The sequence below is a fragment of the Dysgonomonas mossii genome, from assembly GCF_004569505.1.
Taxonomy (GTDB): domain Bacteria; phylum Bacteroidota; class Bacteroidia; order Bacteroidales; family Dysgonomonadaceae; genus Dysgonomonas.
This window is the reverse complement of sequence record NZ_SPPK01000003.1, coordinates 230,473-247,099: the sequence shown is the minus strand read 5'-3', so window position 1 is coordinate 247,099 and position 16,627 is coordinate 230,473. Positions and strand designations below refer to the sequence as shown.

At 37.3% G+C, this 16,627-nt stretch carries 17 protein-coding genes; 4 read left to right on the top strand and 13 right to left on the bottom strand.

Features of this window, described 5'->3' with window-relative positions; translation table 11 throughout:
* Window positions 1–132: 132 nt before the first annotated feature.
* Window positions 133–1,086 carry an NAD(P)H-dependent flavin oxidoreductase gene (locus E4T88_RS10995; RefSeq protein WP_221411801.1) on the bottom strand — a complete coding sequence of 318 codons (954 nt, stop codon included), beginning with the start codon at window positions 1,084–1,086 and terminating at the stop codon, window positions 133–135.
* Between the two features lie 358 nt (window positions 1,087–1,444).
* Between E4T88_RS10995 and E4T88_RS10990 the strand changes: the two genes are divergently transcribed.
* The gene (locus E4T88_RS10990; RefSeq protein WP_135105489.1) at window positions 1,445–2,338 is read left to right on the top strand and encodes a 3-keto-disaccharide hydrolase; all 894 of its coding nucleotides are present in this window, start codon (window positions 1,445–1,447) and stop codon (window positions 2,336–2,338) included.
* Between the two features lie 27 nt (window positions 2,339–2,365).
* On the opposite strand, the gene E4T88_RS10985 is transcribed toward E4T88_RS10990, so the two are convergent.
* Window positions 2,366–3,514 carry a hypothetical protein gene (locus E4T88_RS10985; RefSeq protein ID WP_135105488.1) on the bottom strand — a complete coding sequence of 383 codons (1,149 nt, stop codon included), beginning with the start codon at window positions 3,512–3,514 and terminating at the stop codon, window positions 2,366–2,368.
* Window positions 3,515–3,727: 213 nt separating this feature from the next.
* Between E4T88_RS10985 and E4T88_RS10980 the strand changes: the two genes are divergently transcribed.
* Complete coding sequence (locus E4T88_RS10980) at window positions 3,728–4,264, top strand: HD domain-containing protein (protein WP_135105487.1); 537 nt, start codon at window positions 3,728–3,730, stop codon at window positions 4,262–4,264.
* 8 nt (window positions 4,265–4,272) lie between these two features.
* On the opposite strand, the gene ubiE is transcribed toward E4T88_RS10980, so the two are convergent.
* The 5 genes from ubiE to E4T88_RS10955 form a co-directional block, all read right to left on the bottom strand.
* The gene (ubiE, locus tag E4T88_RS10975; protein ID WP_135105486.1) at window positions 4,273–5,010 is read right to left on the bottom strand and encodes a bifunctional demethylmenaquinone methyltransferase/2-methoxy-6-polyprenyl-1,4-benzoquinol methylase UbiE; all 738 of its coding nucleotides are present in this window, start codon (window positions 5,008–5,010) and stop codon (window positions 4,273–4,275) included.
* 42 nt (window positions 5,011–5,052) lie between these two features.
* Window positions 5,053–5,619 carry an ATPase gene (locus E4T88_RS10970; RefSeq protein ID WP_006841758.1) on the bottom strand — a complete coding sequence of 189 codons (567 nt, stop codon included), beginning with the start codon at window positions 5,617–5,619 and terminating at the stop codon, window positions 5,053–5,055.
* Window positions 5,620–5,625: 6 nt separating this feature from the next.
* Window positions 5,626–6,576 (bottom strand): phosphoribosylaminoimidazolesuccinocarboxamide synthase, encoded by a 951-nt coding sequence (locus E4T88_RS10965; RefSeq protein ID WP_135105485.1) that lies wholly within the window; start codon window positions 6,574–6,576, stop codon window positions 5,626–5,628.
* Between the two features lie 282 nt (window positions 6,577–6,858).
* Entirely contained in the window at window positions 6,859–7,542 is a 684-nt protein-coding gene (locus E4T88_RS10960) for a porin family protein (protein ID WP_135105484.1), read from the bottom strand.
* A 229-nt stretch (window positions 7,543–7,771) separates the two neighbouring features.
* Entirely contained in the window at window positions 7,772–9,760 is a 1,989-nt protein-coding gene (locus tag E4T88_RS10955) for an NAD(+) synthase (protein ID WP_135105483.1), read from the bottom strand.
* Between the two features lie 147 nt (window positions 9,761–9,907).
* On the opposite strand from E4T88_RS10955, the gene E4T88_RS10950 reads away from it, so the two are divergent.
* Complete coding sequence (locus E4T88_RS10950; RefSeq protein WP_135105482.1) at window positions 9,908–10,507, top strand: MarC family protein; 600 nt, start codon at window positions 9,908–9,910, stop codon at window positions 10,505–10,507.
* Window positions 10,508–10,510: 3 nt separating this feature from the next.
* Entirely contained in the window at window positions 10,511–11,185 is a 675-nt protein-coding gene (locus E4T88_RS10945) for a ComEA family DNA-binding protein (protein WP_135105481.1), read from the top strand.
* 60 nt (window positions 11,186–11,245) lie between these two features.
* Here E4T88_RS10945 and E4T88_RS10940 read toward each other — a convergent pair whose 3' ends face one another.
* From E4T88_RS10940 to E4T88_RS10915, 6 genes are all read right to left on the bottom strand, one after another.
* Window positions 11,246–11,581 carry a T9SS type A sorting domain-containing protein gene (locus E4T88_RS10940; protein ID WP_135105480.1) on the bottom strand — a complete coding sequence of 112 codons (336 nt, stop codon included), beginning with the start codon at window positions 11,579–11,581 and terminating at the stop codon, window positions 11,246–11,248.
* 78 nt (window positions 11,582–11,659) lie between these two features.
* Window positions 11,660–12,574, bottom strand: coding sequence for a ribonuclease Z (locus E4T88_RS10935; RefSeq protein WP_135105479.1), 915 nt, complete (start codon window positions 12,572–12,574; stop codon window positions 11,660–11,662).
* Window positions 12,574–13,155 (bottom strand): 7-carboxy-7-deazaguanine synthase QueE, encoded by a 582-nt coding sequence (locus E4T88_RS10930; protein ID WP_135105478.1) that lies wholly within the window; start codon window positions 13,153–13,155, stop codon window positions 12,574–12,576. The genes E4T88_RS10935 and E4T88_RS10930 overlap by 1 nt, the downstream gene beginning before the upstream one ends.
* Window positions 13,136–13,498 carry a 6-carboxytetrahydropterin synthase QueD gene (gene queD / locus E4T88_RS10925; RefSeq protein WP_135105477.1) on the bottom strand — a complete coding sequence of 121 codons (363 nt, stop codon included), beginning with the start codon at window positions 13,496–13,498 and terminating at the stop codon, window positions 13,136–13,138. The genes E4T88_RS10930 and queD overlap by 20 nt, the downstream gene beginning before the upstream one ends.
* Before the next feature lie 192 nt (window positions 13,499–13,690).
* Window positions 13,691–14,140, bottom strand: a complete 450-nt coding sequence (locus tag E4T88_RS10920; RefSeq protein WP_135105476.1) for a GNAT family N-acetyltransferase — start codon at window positions 14,138–14,140, stop codon at window positions 13,691–13,693.
* An 11-nt stretch (window positions 14,141–14,151) separates the two neighbouring features.
* Window positions 14,152–16,314: a S9 family peptidase gene (locus E4T88_RS10915; protein WP_135105475.1), complete on the bottom strand. Its 2,163-nt coding sequence runs from the start codon at window positions 16,312–16,314 to the stop codon at window positions 14,152–14,154.
* Window positions 16,315–16,627: the final 313 nt, after the last annotated feature.

Here is a 16,627-nt window from a genome sequence, read left to right as displayed (position 1 = left end):
ATAAAAATAAGATCAGGCTATCTTCGTATCTGTTTATATTCTGTAGCTCTCCTGTTTAAGAAGTACTAAACGAACCGAAACGAAGGCTTCCAATTTTATGAAAACCTCCGTATCAATTCCTATTTTTTATTATCAAAATTTCATGTCTTGCGAAATCATACTTTCAACTTTCGCATTATATTCTTCAATTATACTATTTACTACATCTCCGGCTGTAGGAAGGTCTTCAATCAGTGAGCTGACTTGTCCTATCTCGAGTTCGCCTTCCGAAAGGTCTCCTTCAAAAATTCCTTTCTTAGCACGTCCACGTCCTAAGATTCCACGCATTTCTTCTACTGTTGCCCCCCTGTCTTCTGCTTCCTGAACTGTATTGTAAAAATCATTCTTTATTAGTCGGGTAGGACTAAGTTTTTTCAATGAGAGAATAGTATCCCCTTCTTTAAGATTTATACACAATTCTTTAAACTCCTTAGAAGCCGAACTCTCCTGTGTAAGAGCAAACCGAGTACCCATCTGAATCCCTTCCGCCCCTAATGCGAAAGCAGCTAACATAGCACTCCCCGTACCTATCCCTCCGGCTGCAATAAGAGGGATCGATATGCTTTTCCTTACTTGCGGAATCAGCACCATTGTAGTAGTCTCTTCACGTCCGTTATGCCCTCCGGCTTCGAACCCTTCGGCTACTACAACATCCACTCCTGCCTCTTCACATTTTAATGCGAATTTAGAACTGGAAATAACATGTGCCACTTTTATTCCATTATCTTGAAGCTTTTTAGTCCAAAGCTTAGGATTACCTGCCGATGTAAATACAATCTTCACCCCTTCGGATATAATAATATCCATAATCGCTTCTATCTCAGGATACATTAATGGCACATTCACACCAAAAGGTTTATCTGTAGCTGCCTTACATTTTTGTATATGCTCGCGCAATGTTTCGGGATGCATAGACCCGGCTCCTATAAGCCCAAGTCCTCCGGCATTACTGACTGCCGAAGCCAAACGCCAACCACTACACCAAACCATACCTCCTGATATAATCGGATATTTTATACCAAATAAAGATGTAATTCTATTATTCATTCTTTTCATTCAATTTGTTACGTATTGCAAATTTAGGAAAATATTGAAAATGGAAGTATAATAAAAAGACTAAAGCTCACTCTTTTTGTTGAATATAAGATTACAACGTACTTTTATGTAAATAAATTATCTTATAATAGAAGAAGTGCTTCGTTCCTATATATGACAAGCAAGGATAAAGAGAGCAGAACAAATTCAGAAAGTGGCAATAGATAAGGGTCTAAAAAGTGTCACTTTTGTCACCTTTTGCTTTCTTGTTAGAATCTGTTGAGCAGAATATATAGGACTTTCAAAAAACTAACAAATTAATTGCATATATTTGAACAGTCAATCATTCAATACATTATCATTTTTATTTATGAAAAACATATTATCAAAATTAAGCTATTTATTGTTAGTCGCTCTATTTATCTCATGCGGATCTAAAGAACAAAAAGAGACCGGATGGACATCTTTGCTTGATAAAGATTTGTCGAAATGGGATATGTATCTGAGTTATGAGATGAAAGACAACTACAACGGCAGTGTTCCATTAGATCCAAACGGAGACACAATCAAACCGATAGGATATAACAACAATTATAAAAATGTATTCACGGTAATACAGGACGGTGACAAACCAATACTAAAGGTAAGCGGAGAAGTTTACGGATGTGTTTTCACAAAGGAAAGTTATAGAAATTATCATCTCCGACTAAAGATGAAATGGGGAAATCAGAAGTGGGAGCCAAGACTCAATAAGTCTTTAGACTCGGGAATATTATACCATTCCATCGGAGAGTGTGGTGCCGACTATTGGAGAACATGGATGACAAGTCATGAATTTCAACTAATAGAAACCGGAACTGAGGGCAGTAGTGGAGACTACTGGTGCATAGGTCAAACTCAAATGGATGTCCGTGCCCGAAAAGATTCATCGAGAGTCGTATTCGACAATACAGCCTCTTTGATCCCGATCGGGGTTAACTCTCCTAACGGCTACTACTGCGCAGCAAAAGGCACAATAGAGAGACCTAAAGATGATTGGAACGACATAGAGCTTATATGCTACGAAAGCAAAAGCTTACATATTGTAAACGGCAATGTAGTAATGGCATTATCCAATCTTCGCTACCTGAACAATGGAGAAACAAAGCCATTAGTAGAAGGCAAAATACAATTACAGAGCGAAGCCGGAGAAGTATTCTATAAAGACATTGAGATCAAAAAGATAAAAGAACTCCCAGCAGAATATCAGCAGTATTTCAATTGATAATTAAGAAAAAATGGAATGCTATCTTTATTTTGTAGCTTTAGACTTTTTATAGATAGCCTGCAATTTCTTATTATTAAGCTCTATGCTGAGAGTAGACTGACTAAGATCTTTCTTCTTTTTCCTATCTGAATAAGTTACTTCCTTCTTCACAGGCAATGTAATAAAACAAACGCCTTTGTTGTCAAGAATAGCTTCTATAGAGTCTGTAACAGGAGTGTAAAGCACACTGCGTATTTTATCAGCTTTACGCCCTACTGTCAATGAATCTGCGATATGCTTGCTCAATAAGTTTTTAGAGCTATAGAATTGGCTTAAGGTATCTACTGATAATTTTTGCATTCCTTTACTACTAACAGTAGACATGGCACTAAAGAAATCCGTCAAGGTTTTCTTCACTTCATCCAGCTCTTTGCCTTCGAGCATTTTCAGCTGGCTAAGATAGTCATAACGTTCCTGAGCTAAGGCAATGTACTCTCCATCAATCCGTCCCAGTTTTGAATTCTCTAGATAAGCCAAATAGACATCTGCTGAATTTTGAGCTTGAGCTGCAATCCAACTTAACGAATCGATAGCATGCCGAATATCTTTTAGATAAGGCGTTTCAGGATGATCTTTGAGGAAAGCAAACAAGGCATCTATATCATTTGATCTTCTGAGCTTTTCCCAAGTTTTTCGTTCATTGTCACGTAGTTCTACAATCTTTTGATAAGCCTCCTCACTGTATTTCCCTTCGGGGTATTTCACCAAGTATTTAGAATATCCCAAAGGCGTATTTTCTTCAATACACTTGTTCCAATATGCAGTTTCAGTTGCCAACGTATTCAAATTCTGTTGACGCAAGTAGCCACCTATCACCCCAACTATCATGAAGATAATGAGCCCCGCAAAGAAGAATATTAACAGCTTCTTATTTTTACGGAAAAATGTATTCTTATCCTCCGCCTCTGTCGAAGGTGAAGTTTCATCTTTATCTAAAGCATTGTCTAAATTATTTACTTCGCCTTGATTGGCTTCTTCATCAAGCTCAGCGGATATTACTGCCTCTTCATCTGCCGACAGCAAACCTGAGGGGTAAGAATTTTGTGCAATTTCCTGACAGTCACGACAGAATATTTCACCATCTTGTGTATCTTTACCACAAAGAGGACATTCATTATTGCCACTATCTGACATAACTATGTTGTTTTATTGTTTATTCTCAGCATGTAAACAATCCTATTCGAGGTTTGTTTACTAATCTCATTTTATATATATCCTCAATTAACATGAGGCTATTTTTATTGTTACTAAATTACAAAACTTTTTTTGATATTGACTGTTTCTAATATTGAATATAAGACATGTTACAAATTTACACAATTCGTACTCAATAAATATTTATATGTCATGGACGTGATCGCTATTATAGAAAAATATTATAAGAAAGATTCTGATTTATATAAGATACTGATCAGACACAGCAAAGAGGTAATGAACAAAGCCCTGGAGATCGCAAAGAAGCACCCAGAATTAAATGCTGATCTTCAATTTATAAAAGAAGCCGCCATGCTTCATGATATAGGAATTTTCCTTACCAACGCTCCTTCTATCGAGTGTAATGGAATAGCTCCGTATGTGTGTCATGGATACTTGGGACGTGAGTTATTAGATGCCCAAGGATATCACCGTCATGCATTGGTTTGTGAAAGACATACAGGCGTGGGCATTTCTCTCGAAGAAATAAAAGCAGAGAACCTGCCTTTACCCCACCGCAATATGCAACCAATGAGCATTGAGGAGAAAATTATTTGTTTTGCCGATTGTTTTTATTCAAAGACAAATCTGGGAGTAGAAAAGTCAATAGACAAAATAAGAAAAGGCCTAGAAAAGCATGGTACAAACTCCGTTAAAATATTTGATGAATGGAGTCTTGCCTTTTTATAAAAGAGAAATTATTTTTCAGCCAGATACATAGAGCAAACACCAAGCGTATAAGTCTTGTATATTACTTTTCGGAAACCATTTTTCAATAGGGTCTCTGTCATATCTTTTCCCTGAATAAAAGCTTCAATAGATTTTGGCAAATAAGAGTAGGCTGTTTTATCTTTTGAGATCAATCGCCCAACTGTAGGTATAAATAATCTAGAATACAACCAATATGCTTGCTTCATGGGAAAATGTTGGGGAGTACTAAGTTCTAGAATCATCAACTGACCTCCTGGCTTAAGAACTCGTAGAATCTCTTTCAACCCTTTGTCTAAATCTTCGAAGTTACGAACACCAAAAGCTACAATTGCCGCATCAAACGAATTATCTTCAATACTCAAAGCCATACAGTCTTGCTTCTCGAAACTTATTTTATCAGATAACCCCGCTTTCGCTACTTTTTGACGCCCAACATTCATCATGCCTTCAGATATGTCGATTCCGAGAATATGCTGAGGTGATAATATATCATAAGCCTGTATGGCAAGGTCTCCTGTACCGGTAGCAATATCCAGTATATGTTGAGGGTTATTCTTTTTAAGCATAGACAAGCCCTTCTTACGCCAGCCTATATCTATGCCCATCGACATTGTATGGTTTAGGGTATCATAGTTTTCCGCGATGGAGTCGAACATCCGTTCTACCTGTGCTCCCTTATTCTCAGTAGAGGAATAAGGCACTACTTTTTCGGCTTTATAGCTCATTATCTTTTATGGAATATAATTGAAGTAGACTTCAGTTGAAGATCAAGCATTCTTGAGATAGAAGAAAGTATCTTCATCTTGAATTTCCTGTATTTTAGTTCTGTTCCCCTCTGCAATAATTCTGAATGGATCGGTTGAGTTATCAACCAAAAGCCAATAATCAGAGATAGGAATAAATAGCGAAAATAAGTTTCGCATTCCTGCAAAGTAACGTCTTACCACAACATCATCAGGAACATGATGCCCTCCAAAACGCACGCGCTGCTCTACTCTTTTTATCGCTAATTCTGGCGATTCGAGCCAAAAATATATAAGTGTTACAAAATAACCCTCGGCTTGCGCGCGTCTGATAAAGTTGACGTACGACTTGGTCGCCAATGTTGTCTCTATAGCAAAGTCTTCCTGAAGACGCATCATTTCGTTCATGCGCATAAGCATGATACGACCGGCTTCAATAGCGACTTTCTCCGGCTGAAATGGAGACAATCCTTTGGCTATTTCATCGGCGTTGATAAACTCTTTACAATCGAGCATTTCAGGAAACATGGCGTATGATGCGGTTGTTTTTCCCGCACCATTACAGCCAGCTATAATATAGAGATTTGGCATCCGTTTCTATCCTCTCTTTTTTAGATATCTGCTAATGTTTTCTTCGATACGTTCCGAAACATTGCTTACATCGGCTTTTATAAACGGTTCTCCAACTATCTTCTCGTATAGTTCGATATAACGTTCCGATACACTATTGCAATATTCCTCTGTCATCTCCGGAACAGTCTGTCCTTCTTTACCTTGGAATCCGTTATCCATTAACCATTTGCGAACAAATTCTTTAGATAGTTGTCGTTGTTCTTCTCCCTTTTCAAACAGATCTTGATAAGTATCAGCGTAAAAATAGCGAGAAGAGTCTGGTGTATGAATTTCATCTATCAAGTAAATCTTTCCATCTTTTTTACCGAATTCATATTTTGTATCTACAAGAATCAGTTTTTTTTGCGCAGCCATTTCTGTACCGCGTTGGAAGAGTGCGTAAGTATATTTTTCAAGTTGCTCGTATTCTTCTCTACTTACTAATCCTTGTGCAATTATCTCTTCTTTAGATATATTTTCATCATGGCCTTCATCTGCCTTTGTTGTAGGAGTAATGATCGGGGTAGGAAATTTTTGATTCTCTTTCATCCCCTCAGGAAGTGACACTCCACAAAGAGTTCTTGCTCCTGCTTTATATTCACGCCAAGCGCTACCGGTGAGATAACCACGAATTACCATTTCTACTTTGTACGGCTCGCAACGCAACCCTGTTGTTACCATAGGGTCAGGTGTTGCCAATTTCCAGTTAGGAACAATATCGGCTGTAGCATCCAGAAATTTGGCAGCAATTTGATTCAGCACTTGTCCTTTGTATGGGATACCTTTTGGTAACACAACATCAAAAGCCGAAATACGGTCTGTTGCAATCATCACTAATAGGTCGTTACCTACAGAATATACATCCCTTACTTTTCCATGATAGACATTTGTTTGCCCATTAAAATGGAAATTGGTATTAACTAGAGTACTCTTCATTTGATTTAATTTTTAATTTCCATGTTTATAACATATAAACGCCAAAGCCGTTCATTTTCCTAAGTATATTTATTTCTTTATATTCTTATCTTTTCATTAGAATATCTTTATCCATTTGTTTATCAACGATAAACAAAATCCGGATTACTCTCTCCAAAGGTAATAGAACTATGTTAAAAAAACAATGGCAAAAGAAAGAATAAGAGACTTTTTGTAAGAATTAATATAATTTCAATTTATCGTTTTTTCTTCTTTCAAATTTATATTCTTTACACTTCTTTTTTAGAATTTATACCCTAACGATAAACATACTCCCTTATTTTTAAATCCTCTATCATTGAGAAGAGAGCTCAATTTAGTGTCTTTACGACTAATATTTGTGAGACCATATTCAAAATCAAATCCTATAGTATATTTCTCAAATTCAAGTCCTGAACCAAACCTTATGCCAATATCTAATTTTTTAAATCCATTTTCTCCAAATGAATCTTGGCTAGTATCAACATCTTCACCTTCGGCTTGCTTATGAGTTATCTTTAGCCTTGTTTTACCTCCTATGCCGTAGGCGAAATAAGGTCCGCCATGAAAATACAGACTAATATTTTCCTCTATTTCAGGTTTATAAGCAATTAAAAAAGGCACCTCTACATATCTGAGTGTGAAGTTTTGCGTCCACTGCCTTACTCCCCCTTCCAAAACTTCGGAACCTTTGTATACTACGCCCTTTGTTGTAAGGCCGACTTCTGTTTGCAGATAAACGTTGTCTCTAAACTCATATTCAGCGGTCAATGCAATCTGATAACCGGCATGTAATTTTTTGCTGATTTCCGGAGCGACACTTAGTACTCCACTATATAAATTACCTCCACCTCTTATTCCAAATCGGAAAGGGGGTTCATCCTGAGCAAACAAAGAAGTAAAATAAAGCAATAGAAAGATCGTTGAAAAAAGTCTTGTTGTAGTCATATAGTTTTTCTGATTATAAAGTTTCGTTCACAAAGATCGAGAGGTGTTTAGGTACTAAGGATTAAATATACTGTAATTTTATATCTACATTCTCAGCTTTACCAAATGTGTACTTGTTGTATGATTATGAATCTTCCATTATATGAAAAAGTTCATATTAACCTTTTCAATAATTCAAATAATATAAATATCTTTTTGTAAAGTAAAAGTTGTCTTTAAATATAATAAACTATGGTTGTAACGTTTCTAATTCCTTTATCCACAAAGCTACAGAGGCATCACTTGGCATCCGCCAGTCACCCCGTGGAGACAAGTTTACTGACCCTACCTTCGGCCCATCAGGCAGACACGAACGCTTAAACTGCTGAGAGAAAAACCGCCAAAAGAAGGTTCTAAGCCATTTCAATATCTCCTGATTAGTATATTGCTCTGCAAAGGCATGCTTAGCTAGAAAATATATTTTTGAAGGAGGAAACCCAAATCTCAACACGTAATATAAAAAGAAGTCATGCAAGATATATGGCCCTACCACATCTTCTGTCTTTTGCAAGATCTCTCCGTTTTCATCCATAGGAAGCAGTTCGGGACTAACAGGTGTATCCATTACATCAAGAAGTATAGCTTTAGACGACTCATCCATATGTGTATCAGCAATCCATCCTACTAGGGTGCGAACAAGTGTCTTCGGAATGCCGGTATTCACTGCATACATCGACATATGATCTCCGTTATAGGTGCACCAACCTAATGCCAATTCCGAGAGGTCTCCCGTTCCTATCACAAGCCCATTTACTTTATTCGCATAATCCATCAGGATTTGGGTTCGCTCGCGAGCCTGAGAGTTTTCGTAAGTTATGTCATGGGTATTTACATCATGTTCAATATCCTTGAAATGCTGAATTACGGCATCTTTTATAGATATTTCTTTAATAGTTGTTCCTAACGACTGCATCAACTTAATTGCATTCGTATAAGTACGATCGGTAGTACCAAAGCCCGGCATTGTGATACCGATTATATTCTCTCGGGATATATTCAGTTTGTCAAATGTCTTAGCTAAAACAAGCAATGCCAATGTAGAATCAAGACCGCCCGAAACACCAATTACTGCCTTTTGAATAGAGGTATGCAGCATCCTTTTGGCTAGGCCGCTAACTTGTATTGAGAATATTTCGTCGCAACGTTCATTCAACGTCCCATCATTTGTTGGGACAAAAGGTGTAGGAGATACAAATCGCCTGAGTGCGTATTTTTTTATGTCCGCTTTTTTATCCTTACCCAATTTATCTGAAATAGATTTTGATATAAGGTTTTTAGACACAAAAACGTCTCTAAACTCAATACCTTTTATAGCTGTATATTCGGACAAGGAAAATGATTTGTTCTTCAACCGATCAATGCGTAACCGATCAATATCTATATCTGCAACAGTAACTTTACTATCAAAAGAGAAACGTTCTCCTTCAGTCAAAATCGAACCATTCTCTGCAATCATACTACTCCCGGCAAAAATTATATCGGTAGTAGACTCCCCGTTACCCGAGGCAGCATATACATATCCGGAAATGCAACGTGCCGATTGTTGGCTAACGAGAGATTTTCTATAAAGATGTTTACCTGTAGTTTCGTTACTCGCCGAAAGATTAAAAACCACCTCTGCGCCATTGAGACAAGAAATACTTGATGGCGGTATCGGAGTCCATAAATCTTCACAAACATCAATTGAGAAATTAAACAATTCCGTTTTAAAAACAAGATCAACTCCCACAGGAACAGAACGGTTACATAAGGTAATTGTTTTTTCTTTTAATTCTTCGGATGATGAAAACCATCGTTTTTCGTAAAACTCATTGTAGTTGGGCAAAAACGTTTTAGGAACAGCACCCATAACTCGTCCGCCACTAACTACTACCGCCATATTATAAAGTCGATTGGATACAGCAATAGGCAAACCGACCAACGCCACAATAGACAGATTACCCGTAGCATCACAGATACGATTGAGCGATTTCAAGGCTTCTTCAAGCAACAAACTTTGTAGAAAGAGGTCTCCGCAAGTATATGCCGTAATGGATAGTTCAGGAAAAACTATTGCCGAAATGTTATCTTCTTCAGCCTTATTTATGAGTTTTATGATTTCGTCAGTGTTGTAATCGCAGTCTGCAACCTTCAAAGCCGGAGAAGCTGCTGCCACCCTTACAAATCCGTGGTTATTCATACAAATATTATATTTTTACAAACTTACAAAAGTTTTTTATTAATCACTTATTATAAAACATATTTAGCCTGCATACTATTTTCTCTTTAACTTTTTTGATGCATCAAAAATTATTTACCTTTGTGTAATCCTAAAAAAGCAAATACTATGGACTTTAATATTGACATAACACAAATACTGAGCGCATTCGTTGTGCTTTTCGTACTAATCGATGTATCCGGATCAATTCCTATATTTCTTGGGTTCAAAGGAGAAGGCAGAGACATAAACCCGCTGCAAGCTGCAATCTATTCTTTTATAATAATGACAGCTTTCTTATTTGTGGGCAAATGGGTGCTCAACATGTTCAATGTAGAAGTTTCATCCTTTGCCGTTGCAGGAGCATTGGTCATATTTATCATCTCGATAGAAATGATATTTGGGGTCGAAATATTCAAGAATGATGCACCGGGAGGATCAAAGACTCTTGTTCCGATTGTGTTTCCTTTAATAGCCGGTCCGGGAACGTTTACTGTACTGCTATCCATGCGTGCAGATTATGATGTATCGAATATAATTATTGCCTTATTTCTTAACATGATAATTGTATTTCTTGTACTTAGGTATCTGAAAGTAGTAGAAAAGCTGCTGGGATTAGGAGGAGTATATGTGCTGCGTAAATTCTTTGGAGTCATCGTAATGGCAATATCAGTAAGCCTGTTTACCTCAAACATAAATACCCTGATAGAAAGCCTCAGCGGTAGATAATACATGAGTTGGAAGGATTATTTATACATCCATAAAGGAGATAGGATAGCAATCATATTATTACTAATCCTTATCGTTATCTCTGGTGGAATATACATTCTCGTTTCCATTCAGAAAGAGAATGATAAAACCATCTGTCCCGAATCAGAAAGAGAATTTGAAGCATTTATAGAAAAACTAAAAGACAGGGATTCAACAAACTCCTATCCACAAGAAAATCATATACAGAAAGACAGCACACATTACACTGAATACGCTCATCAGGAGAAGTTAAAAACCGGTGAAACAATAGAGATAAATAGTTCCGACACTACTGATCTAAAGAAGATACCCGGCATAGGGAGTGCTTTTTCCAACAGGATAGTAAAATACCGCAATCTACTGGGTGGATACAACAACTTGAATCAGTTGAAGGAAGTATGGGGGATGGATGATGATCTATTTAACAAAATCATACCATATCTGAAAATCACGCCCAATACTAAAAAGATAAAAGTCAACACAGCCTCTTTTGAAGAATTGAATAAACACCCATATATCAAATACAAACGAGCCAAAATCATTATAGATATACGAGAACGAAAAGGCAAAATAGAATCTTTGGACCGATTGTCTTTACTCGAAGAGTTTACAGAAGCTGACATAAAAAGGCTAACACCCTATTTGTCATTTTATTAAAATAAAAAAAACAGTAAGAAATCTTACTGCCTTCACTAAATAAATATAATAAGCCAAAACTTATTTCACTATTACTTTTTGGGCGACCTTTCCGGCTTTTAATATATATATACCTTTAGGAAGTTCGATATTGCACACACCCAGATATGTCCTAAGGTTTATGCTTCTTACCTTTACACCCAATATACTATAAACTTCAAGATAGCCGGTCGTTGGAATATTTTCCATTGTAACTTTAGAGATACCATTGATCACAACCTCCAAAGTCATCGTATTATCTTGCTGTTCACCGGCAGTACGAAATGGGTCTGAAGGAAACCCTACCCTAGCCGAATTGGCTGATAAAGAGAGCCCTGCAAACAACGCAATGAATAATATTTTTCTAATTCCTGCCATTAATCATACTCCTAATAAACACAAATATAGATATTAAAGCTTATAAAAGAATAAAATAGAATAAAAAAAACCTTGTTTTTACAATTTTTCACGTAACCCTTCGTTAGCAAGAATTGTATTCGGAAAAACTTTCCTTGCTTCATCCAGCAAAATCTGATTATCAGGATATCGTGCCGAGAAATGACCAATCATCATTTTTTTTACATTTGCTAACTTTGCTATCTGTGCAGCCTGAGAAGCAGTAGAGTGACCTGTTGTCTTGGCTCTTGCAGCATCTTCGTCTACAAAGGTAGCCTCATGATAAAGCAAGTCTACACCCTCTATAATAGGCACTATCTTTTCATTGTAAGCTGTATCTGAACAATAAGCATAAGAACGTGCAGGCTCGGAAGGAATTGTCAGATGCGAGTTAGGAATAACCTTACCCTCTTCTGTTATAAAATCAGCACCCTTCTTTATATTAGCTAATTCCCGAATGGGGATATTATGGAATTTTATCATCTCGGGAATCAAGTGCGCCTCCTTTTGCTTCTCCCGAAAAAGGAATCCGGCACATGGAACACGATGCTTCAGGGGAATTGTAGTCACCGAAACAGAACGATCATCATATATTAGCTCACTCTTTTTAGGGTCGAAAGTTTCTATCTTCACCTGGAAAGGATTATCCTTACAGAAGAAGTCAATTTCGGGGCGCAATATTTCTTCCAGTCCCGCTACGGAATATATCGTAATGTCACCCGTACGCCCAAGCAGCCCCAGTGTAGAGATCAGCCCGATAAGGCCAAAACAATGGTCGCCATGCAGATGGGATATAAAAATACTATTCAGTCTTCCAAAACGCAGTTTGCTTCTCCTAAACTGCAACTGTGTACCCTCCCCGCAGTCTATCATAAAGAGCTTATCCCTTATATTCAACACTTGCGATGAAGGATTATGCAGAGTAGTTGGAGTAGCCGAGCCACAGCCTAGTATATCGAGTTCAAACTTCTCCATTATTCGATATGTATAAGCTTATGAACTTGTAAGCTCAGCTTCCACTGTGAGTTCAACTTTATTTGTTCTACGCAATAGTCTACATTCTCCAAGTTGATTTTGTCTCCATCAAAAATCGGACTTAAAAAATAATTGTCCGCCTTTGGAAAAATGGAAGCATCGGGAATTGTATCACCTACTTTAACAGGAATTCTTATTTCGTTTACTACAGGAATCCTGCTTTTTATCGTTTCATAGTCTTGCTTGGGACTACATGTAATATAATCAATCAACGATGGCACAAGGCGCGTACCATTTGTCTCTATTGCTTGTTTATAGCCGTGCTTCCTGAAAACAGCAAGATATTCATCCTTAAGTTGGATCGTCGGTTCTCCTCCTGTCCATATAATCCACTTACAAGGATACTGTTTTATCTCTTCCAGTATTTCATCTATAGTCATCACATCGCCGTCGGCAAAGTCTGTATCACAAAAGCTGCAAGCGAGATTACACTTTGTAAGCCTTATAAATATAGAAGCCTCTCCGCTACGCCCCCCTTCTCCCTGCAAGGAGTAGAATATCTCATTTACTATCAGCTTCATATATTGCGGTCGTTTTTGGTGTTTCAGAAACTTCTACAGCATACAACTCAGGAATATCCGCCACAAATATATCATACAGATATCGGGCAATATTTTCTGCCGTAGGATTAAAGGACAAAACATCATTTAAGTGTCTATGGTCGAGTTTCTCGTCAATATATTTCTTTACACTGTCTAGTTCTCTATAATCTTTTATAAAGCCTACTTGATTCAATTCCTTTGACTTCAAATGCACGGTAATAACATAGTTATGCCCGTGTAATCGGGAACAAGGATGCTCCTGAGGGAGTCCCTTAAGAATATGTGAGGCCGAAAAAGAGAACTGTTTACTTATTTTGTACATGTACCTTATTCTAAATTTATTAAATACTAAAAAGTGACAAAAGTAACACCTTTTTCGTTGATTTCATTTGTTACCTTTTTTATCAAAATTACAAATAACCTTTCAAGAGACTCCCCTCATATCCACACTTCTATTAATAGATAATTATTAGAATGAAATGTATCTGTTCGAGTCAATTTCTATTCGAGGTATTTATTTCAGCTTTTTGCAAAAACATCGACTAGTATCAACATTTTCATATTGATCATAATTAGGTATTTGCATATAGCCGCTTTTCTCATAAAGTCTTATCGCATCGGAGAGCTTACAACTGGTTTCGAGAATGCATGTAGAATACCCCAACTCTAAAGCCCAAGCTTCTAATTCTTTCAAGACATTTGAAGCAATCCTTTTGCCGCGACACTCGGGTCTTACAAACATTCGTTTTACTTCCATCGTATCTTCCGAGTACTTTTTGATTGCTCCGCACCCGACAACTATTCCTTCCGAATAAGCAAGAACGACATTTTTTATAGCTTCCACACCGTTATACTGACTGCATATCGTATGAGCCTCCCTATCCATTACGTCTAGTTCCGCATCGAGATATGGTATAAGCTCGATAAAATCTTTATTGGACGAATCAGTTCTGGTTATTGTCATTTACTTATCAGTTATTTCAAGAAATCATCAAAATAGCGAGTTATATGCTCATGCAGATGCACTCTATCACGCCCTATCATATTGTGACCATGCCCCGGATAGATGAAGAAGTCGGGATGTGTTCCTTTCTTTATTGCAGAATTTAGGAATTGCAGGCTTTGCTGCATCACTACTGTCGGGTCTTCATCTCCATGTATAAGCATCAAGCGTCCTTTCAGATCTCCCGCACGTGCTACCATACTTGTTTCTTTATATCCTTCAGGATTTACCTGTGGACTATCCATATATCGTTCGCCGTACATCACTTCGTAATATTTCCAGTCGGTAACAGGGCCTCCGGCTACACCTACCTTGAAAGTCTCGGGATGACGAAGCATCAGATTGAGAGTCATAAAACCACCGAAACTCCATCCATGAACGCCTATCCTGTCAGTATCTACATAAGGCAAAGATTTCAAGTATTCAACACCTGTCATCTGATCCTGAGTCTCTATAACACCAAGTCTGCGATGTGTGATATTCTCAAAATCTATCCCTCTATAGCTTGTACCTCTGTTATCGATTGTAAAAACAATATATCCCTTTTCGGCCATATATATATCCCAACCCCTCGCCTGACCCAGCCATGAGTTATCTACCAATTGCGAATGCGGACCTCCATAGACATAAACTATTACAGGGTATTTTTTGTTCGGATCAAAGTTCAGAGGCTTAACAATGCGATAATACAAATCAGTACTATTATCATTGGCCTTCAACGAACCTAACGTAATTTCAGGCAACTCCAGATTCTTGTAAGGATTCTTAGCTGTATGAAAGATATAGGTTTTATTTGTTTTAGTCTCCGTAACGCCTGCTTTACCAGGATTGTTTTGTGAAGTATAAATATCACATACGTATTTTCCCGAAGCACTCAGCATGGCATTGTGCACACCTTCTTCTTTCGACAGTTTTTCTCTCTTCCCTGTTTTCAGAGTAAGCTTATAAATATGCCTTTCTATCGGGCTTTCTTCGGTGGATACGTAGAATATAGTTTCTCCTTTTTCGTCAAACCCGAGAACAGAAGTGACATCCCAATTTCCCGTAGTGATTTGTTTTAGCAACTTACCGCTAGTATCGTACAGATACAAATGATTGTGCCCATCACGTTCACTTTGCCAAATAAATTTATTCGGATCATTTTTCAAAAACAGAACAGGATTTTCTGGTTCTACATATTTCGGATGAGTCTCTGTAAATAATGTCGTCTGCAGTTTTCCGGTCAAAGCGTCGTAGCTTCTTAGCACACATGTATCCTGGCCTCTGTTTACTTCTGCTATATAAACACTCTTTTCATCGGGACTCCAAGATATATTTGTAAGATATTTTTCTTTCGGTGTACCTGTTTTAAGGAATACTGTTTCCTTAGTTGCAGGGTTAAAAACGCCGACTGTGACATGATGGCTTTTCATTCCTGCCATCGGATATTTTATATTTTTCAGTTGAGCAATACGAGTCGAAACATCAACCAAAGGATAATCTGTCACCATTGTTTCGTCCATACGGTAAAAAGCCAGAAGATTCCCTTTAGGAGACCAAAAAGTGCCTTTATTTATTCCGAACTCATTTCTATGGACAGATTGTCCGTTTACAATACCCTTGTCAGTATCGGTTGTGACATCATACTTTTTCCCGTCAGGAGTTTGTACAAAAAGATTATTCTCTATCGTGTATGCCAAATTGTTACTTTTATCTGACAGGTCGTGATTCTCCATTTTTTCTGTAGAAGAAAAAGTTCCTGCCAACTTCTTATTTACAAAATCGTACAAATAGATCTTTTCGGGAGAAACGATCATCAAATTGTTTGACGTTGCAGAAACAAACTGAACGTAAGTTAAACTCTTAACGCTCTCTCCTTCGCCCAAACCACTATTGGCATTAATATCCTTAACTGTAAGTAAAACCTGAGCTGTTTCCTTTTCCGTATTAGGTGCTATCATGATAGAATCCCCCTTAACGTAGGTAAGTTTATCACCAGCCCAACTTACCCGACGAGGCATTTCGGCACGATACTTGCTGTACGTTTTACCTCCCGGAATAAGGTCTTCGAGAGATAAAGGAATTTCTTGACTATAAGATTTCATAGGAAACAATATGCTTATAAGAAGGAAAAAAAGAGAACCGAATGATTTCATACAATATCAATTTGTTTTTTACGAGCAAAGATAATGATTTTAAATGTTTTCGTTTCTTACAAAGAGCATATAATAGTATACCAGATAAGGGAAAGAAAAGACAATAATAAGAAAAAGATCAAGGGTTAAAGTTCAAATATTCTGAATATAAACGACTCTTTTTCAGTCCGAATCTATTTTAACAGGAAGAAACAAGTTCATCAGCCTTCCTTAAATTAGTTTTTTTTAGAACAATTTTATTTTTTTAAACGTTTAAATAATAAATAGTATCTTTACACGTTCAAAATATCAAGGGGAAGATATATAACTTAAC

Excerpts from the sequence above, each read along its gene's own strand:
- E4T88_RS10995 (WP_221411801.1), bottom strand. The coding sequence starts at position 1,086 with ATGAATAATAGAATTACATCTTTATTTGGTATAAAATATCCGATTATA.
- E4T88_RS10990 (WP_135105489.1), top strand. The coding sequence starts at position 1,445 with ATGAAAAACATATTATCAAAATTAAGCTATTTATTGTTAGTCGCTCTA.
- E4T88_RS10985 (WP_135105488.1), bottom strand. The coding sequence starts at position 3,514 with ATGTCAGATAGTGGCAATAATGAATGTCCTCTTTGTGGTAAAGATACA.
- E4T88_RS10980 (WP_135105487.1), top strand. The coding sequence starts at position 3,728 with ATGGACGTGATCGCTATTATAGAAAAATATTATAAGAAAGATTCTGAT.
- ubiE (WP_135105486.1), bottom strand. The coding sequence starts at position 5,010 with ATGAGCTATAAAGCCGAAAAAGTAGTGCCTTATTCCTCTACTGAGAAT.
- E4T88_RS10970 (WP_006841758.1), bottom strand. The coding sequence starts at position 5,619 with ATGCCAAATCTCTATATTATAGCTGGCTGTAATGGTGCGGGAAAAACA.
- E4T88_RS10965 (WP_135105485.1), bottom strand. The coding sequence starts at position 6,576 with ATGAAGAGTACTCTAGTTAATACCAATTTCCATTTTAATGGGCAAACA.
- E4T88_RS10960 (WP_135105484.1), bottom strand. The coding sequence starts at position 7,542 with ATGACTACAACAAGACTTTTTTCAACGATCTTTCTATTGCTTTATTTT.
- E4T88_RS10955 (WP_135105483.1), bottom strand. The coding sequence starts at position 9,760 with ATGAATAACCACGGATTTGTAAGGGTGGCAGCAGCTTCTCCGGCTTTG.
- E4T88_RS10950 (WP_135105482.1), top strand. The coding sequence starts at position 9,908 with ATGGACTTTAATATTGACATAACACAAATACTGAGCGCATTCGTTGTG.
- E4T88_RS10945 (WP_135105481.1), top strand. The coding sequence starts at position 10,511 with ATGAGTTGGAAGGATTATTTATACATCCATAAAGGAGATAGGATAGCA.
- E4T88_RS10940 (WP_135105480.1), bottom strand. The coding sequence starts at position 11,581 with ATGGCAGGAATTAGAAAAATATTATTCATTGCGTTGTTTGCAGGGCTC.
- E4T88_RS10935 (WP_135105479.1), bottom strand. The coding sequence starts at position 12,574 with ATGGAGAAGTTTGAACTCGATATACTAGGCTGTGGCTCGGCTACTCCA.
- E4T88_RS10930 (WP_135105478.1), bottom strand. The coding sequence starts at position 13,155 with ATGAAGCTGATAGTAAATGAGATATTCTACTCCTTGCAGGGAGAAGGG.
- queD (WP_135105477.1), bottom strand. The coding sequence starts at position 13,498 with ATGTACAAAATAAGTAAACAGTTCTCTTTTTCGGCCTCACATATTCTT.
- E4T88_RS10920 (WP_135105476.1), bottom strand. The coding sequence starts at position 14,140 with ATGACAATAACCAGAACTGATTCGTCCAATAAAGATTTTATCGAGCTT.
- E4T88_RS10915 (WP_135105475.1), bottom strand. The coding sequence starts at position 16,314 with ATGAAATCATTCGGTTCTCTTTTTTTCCTTCTTATAAGCATATTGTTT.